6 protein-coding genes are annotated in these 3,545 nt (G+C 62.4%); all 6 read right to left on the reverse strand.

The window, feature by feature from the left end:
* On the reverse strand, window positions 1-366 hold a 366-nt coding region (locus L9Z73_RS27380), incomplete at its 3' end, for an STN domain-containing protein (protein ID WP_247407773.1).
* Window positions 367-477: 111 nt separating this feature from the next.
* Entirely contained in the window at window positions 478-1,413 is a 936-nt protein-coding gene (locus L9Z73_RS27385; protein WP_247407775.1) for a glutathione S-transferase family protein, read from the reverse strand.
* 76 nt (window positions 1,414-1,489) lie between these two features.
* Entirely contained in the window at window positions 1,490-1,765 is a 276-nt protein-coding gene (locus L9Z73_RS27390; RefSeq protein ID WP_247407777.1) for a GIY-YIG nuclease family protein, read from the reverse strand.
* A gap of 36 nt (window positions 1,766-1,801) precedes the next feature.
* Entirely contained in the window at window positions 1,802-2,272 is a 471-nt protein-coding gene (locus L9Z73_RS27395; RefSeq protein WP_247407779.1) for a nuclear transport factor 2 family protein, read from the reverse strand.
* Window positions 2,273-2,375: 103 nt separating this feature from the next.
* Window positions 2,376-3,011 (reverse strand): response regulator transcription factor, encoded by a 636-nt coding sequence (locus tag L9Z73_RS27400; RefSeq protein ID WP_247407781.1) that lies wholly within the window; start codon window positions 3,009-3,011, stop codon window positions 2,376-2,378.
* Window positions 3,012-3,192: 181 nt separating this feature from the next.
* Window positions 3,193-3,545, reverse strand: a 353-nt coding sequence (locus tag L9Z73_RS27405; protein WP_247407783.1) for an Hpt domain-containing protein, incomplete at its 5' end; no start/stop codon positions are given.

A 3,545-nucleotide genomic window follows, 5' to 3' on the forward strand; every position in this document is an offset into this window, starting at 1 on the left:
CAGGTTCAGCGCGCCGTCGCTAGGCACGGGCTCCAGGGCCAGGGTGCGGGCGTCGATCTGGCGGAAGGTAAAACCGGAGCCGCCCAACAGGCGTTGCAGGGCCTGGGTCGCGCTCATCTGACCGCTGACGGCCGGGGCGTTGAGACCGTAAGGGGCTTCGTCGGTATAGATCACGCTGAGCCCGGTGACCCGGCTGAAATCGCTGAGCGCCTGGGGCAGCGGCTTGGCCGCCAGGGCAAAGTTGAACTGGGCGCTTTGTTGTTCCTGCGCCTGCGCCACACTCAGAGGCAGCAGCGCCAGCCCCGATACCGTCAAGACCGAGGCTCCCAGCCACTGTTTAACCCAACCGCCCGCCGTCGATTTCATGCTGTGAGAATCCGTGTAGATAAACGCTGTTAATGCGAATTAGTCGCAGTTTCAAACACTACACGGATGGGCGCTGGGTTTACCTCACCTCAGGTTGAAAATAATTTGGATTTATTGCGCCTGAATGCAAAAACCCAAGCGCGGGAAGTGAACATGCACGGTGCCGCCGCGTTCGTCGGTACGGCGCAGGATCAGTTCTTCGCGGCCGGCAAATAGCAACTCACCGGCCACCGGGTCGGTGCCGTAGTCGGTGGCCGCAATGTTCACCGGCTGGCCGGCCGTGAAGCCATTCAAATCCTCGAACACTTCATCGGGCAACGCCGCCGGGGTGGCATGACGCGCCACGTCCAGGGCTTGCTCGGTGCTCATCTCGGCGGCGGTGCCATGACCAAAGCTCAGTACCCGGTCGAGCCAGGTGGCGACGGCGGGATACGCGTCGACCAACGGCGCGGTCACCGGCGAGCCTTTGAGGAACCATAGCGGATGGGCCAGGGCAAAGTCGGCAATCGACGGCTCACCGAACAGAAAATCGCCCTCTTGGTGCTGCAATTGCTGGTCGATACGGCTGATGATCGCCGGCCATTGATGCTTGGCTTGCTCCACATGCAGGCGGGCAGCGGTGCCGCCGCTGAACAGCTTGGCGCGGTCGGCCACCAGCACTTTGAGCATTTCGGGCGGGACTTTGGCGAACTTGGCCGCCAGGGATTCAGGCTGGAACACCAACGCCACGGCATGGGCGAACACCACCGAATCGGCCCAGGCGGCGAAACCCTGGGTGACCAGTTCCAGGCCTTGGGGAAACAGCGCCGGCCCGGCTTTTTCCTGCTCCAGGCGGTGGGCGATCAGTGCCGTGTCACAGTAGATATCGGCGCCGACCTGCAGCACCGGGGTCTTGCGGTAGCCGCCGGTGAGGGCCACCAGGTCCGGCTTGGGCATCACCGGCGAGATCAGCACCGAGCGCCAGGACAAGCCCTTGAAGCCCAGGAGCAGGCGGGCTTTTTCAGCGAAAGGCGACTGCGGGTAGTGGTGCAGGATCAATTCAGACATACCAGGCTCCGCTCAATGAAATGAGCGGTCAGCTTAGCCTGCAAAACTGCGCAGGGGTGAGATAGGCGCCCATCAATCAGATCAATGCGCCACTCGCCGCCAGGCACTCCTTGGCGCTCTTCTTCAATTTTTTGATCAGGCGCTCCTGGCGCAGCGCCTCGCCTTTGCTGGCGCACTGCTCGGTGTACACCAGCGCGACGGCCGGGCTGGAGAGGAAAAACCGCGCGCCCTTGCCGCTTTGATGGGAGGCAAACCGGCGCACCGGGTCATTGCTGATGCCGCAATACAGCGAACCGTTGGCGGCACGCACTAGGTAAACGAACCAGGGTTTGGCTTCAGAAAGATCAGTCACGGGTCGATTCGGCAAACCAGAGGAGCGCCAATCTTATCAACGACTCGCCTGAAATGCCCTCAGGCCTTTGAGCGCCTGGGCGCGCACGGCGTTTTTCAGCGCGGGCGACCAGCCCAGCAGCAACCCCTTGATGCCCAGGGCCTGGCGCGACCAGCGCCACAGGTCGAAGTGGTCGTGGTGTTCGCAGATCTTGCCGTCGCGAAACACGAAGCGCGCGCCGATGTCGTTGACCACCGTGTTGCCGGTCGCGCTGAACAGGTACGTCGCCACCCAATGCGCGCTGCCGGTGCTGTCATCACTGCGCACGTGGTCGAAGCTCAGGGAAAAATCCTTGGCCCGCGTGGTGAGCATGCGCCACATATCCCCGGCATCACGCCCGCGCAGTTCGCCGAACGCCGGGTCGCTGAACACCACGTCGTCGGTGTAGCAGGCGGCCATGGCTTGCGCATCAAGGCGCTGGAACGCGTGGTAGAACTCGCTGATCAGGGCGTTATGGGCATCACTCATGGGCAGGCTCCGCTGGCGTCGAAAAGATAGCGCACGATAAGCCGCCCGCAGCGCCAAGGCTACCAACATTCGCCGGGTAAATAAGCCGCTGACCGCTGCGGGCTCAGGGCACCATGCCACTGCTGCGGGCGTAGGCGAACAGATCCACATCGGTGGAAATGCACAGCCGGGTCATCGCGGTGCTTTTCTGCTTGCTGATGGTCGAGATGCTGCGGTTGACCCGCGCCGCGATCTGGCTGACGGTCATGCCGCTGGCGAGCATGCGCACCACTTCGCGCTCCTTGCCGGACAACTGCGGCACGGCTTGCTGATCGCCCGTCCCGGCCTCGGCCAGTTGCGCACGCAAACATTCGCTGACGAAGGTGCGCCCTTCAATGACGGCGGCAATCGCCAGGGGCAGTTCGCGGGCCGACGCGCTTTTGGCCAGGATCGCCCGGGCGCCCTGGGCAAACGATTCGCGCAATGTGGCGACGTTGGCAAACATGGTCACCAGAATCACCGGCAAGTCCGGATGCCGGCGCCGCATCAGGCCCAGCAAGCCATAGCCGTCGGCTTGCTGGTTACCCGGCATGGCGAAGTCCGTCACCAGGATGTCGCACGGTGTGCTGTCCATCAGCGCCAGCAACTGATCCGGGCCGTCGGCCTCGGCGACGACTTTGCACCGGCCGTTGGCTTCTATCACCACTTTCTGCCCGATACGCACGATGGGATGATCGTCAGCAATAATTACGCGAAGCATGAGCACCACCATGATGGCAACTTGAATCCGCGCAAAGTACTCCCGGATCGGATCAGCAACAACCGCCCCGCACAGCCGTAATGGCAGATAGCCCAGCAATCTATGGGAGCAGGATTTTGCCCCACAGAAAAAAAAGAAATTGCTCACTCTGACGACCTACAGAAGTCATCGCCTATAGCTGTCATCCATTTCCTAGCAGCGACAAATACTTCAAATACCCGATCAAGTCGCGGCGCAATGCAAGCAAGTGCTCAAGGTGTACGGCCACCCCATCGCGATTGATCGCCTCGATCAACTGGTGACCGCGCACCTCCAGCGGTGTGGCGCCGAAGAACGCCACGCTGCCGATCAATCGATGCAAGTGCTCGACCGTTGTCTGCGCTTGCAGGCAGTCGGTGGCCTGGGCCAGTGCATGCAGATCGAGCTCGGCTTCATGCACCAGGCTCGCCAGGATGCCAGGCAGCGCCTCGGTGCAACCGAACATTTGCCCCAAGCGGGCTCGACTCGGCCAGCGCTCCTCGACCGCCATGACCG

Source organism: Pseudomonas emilianonis, from assembly GCF_023072625.1.
GTDB lineage: Bacteria > Pseudomonadota > Gammaproteobacteria > Pseudomonadales > Pseudomonadaceae > Aquipseudomonas > Aquipseudomonas paraveronii.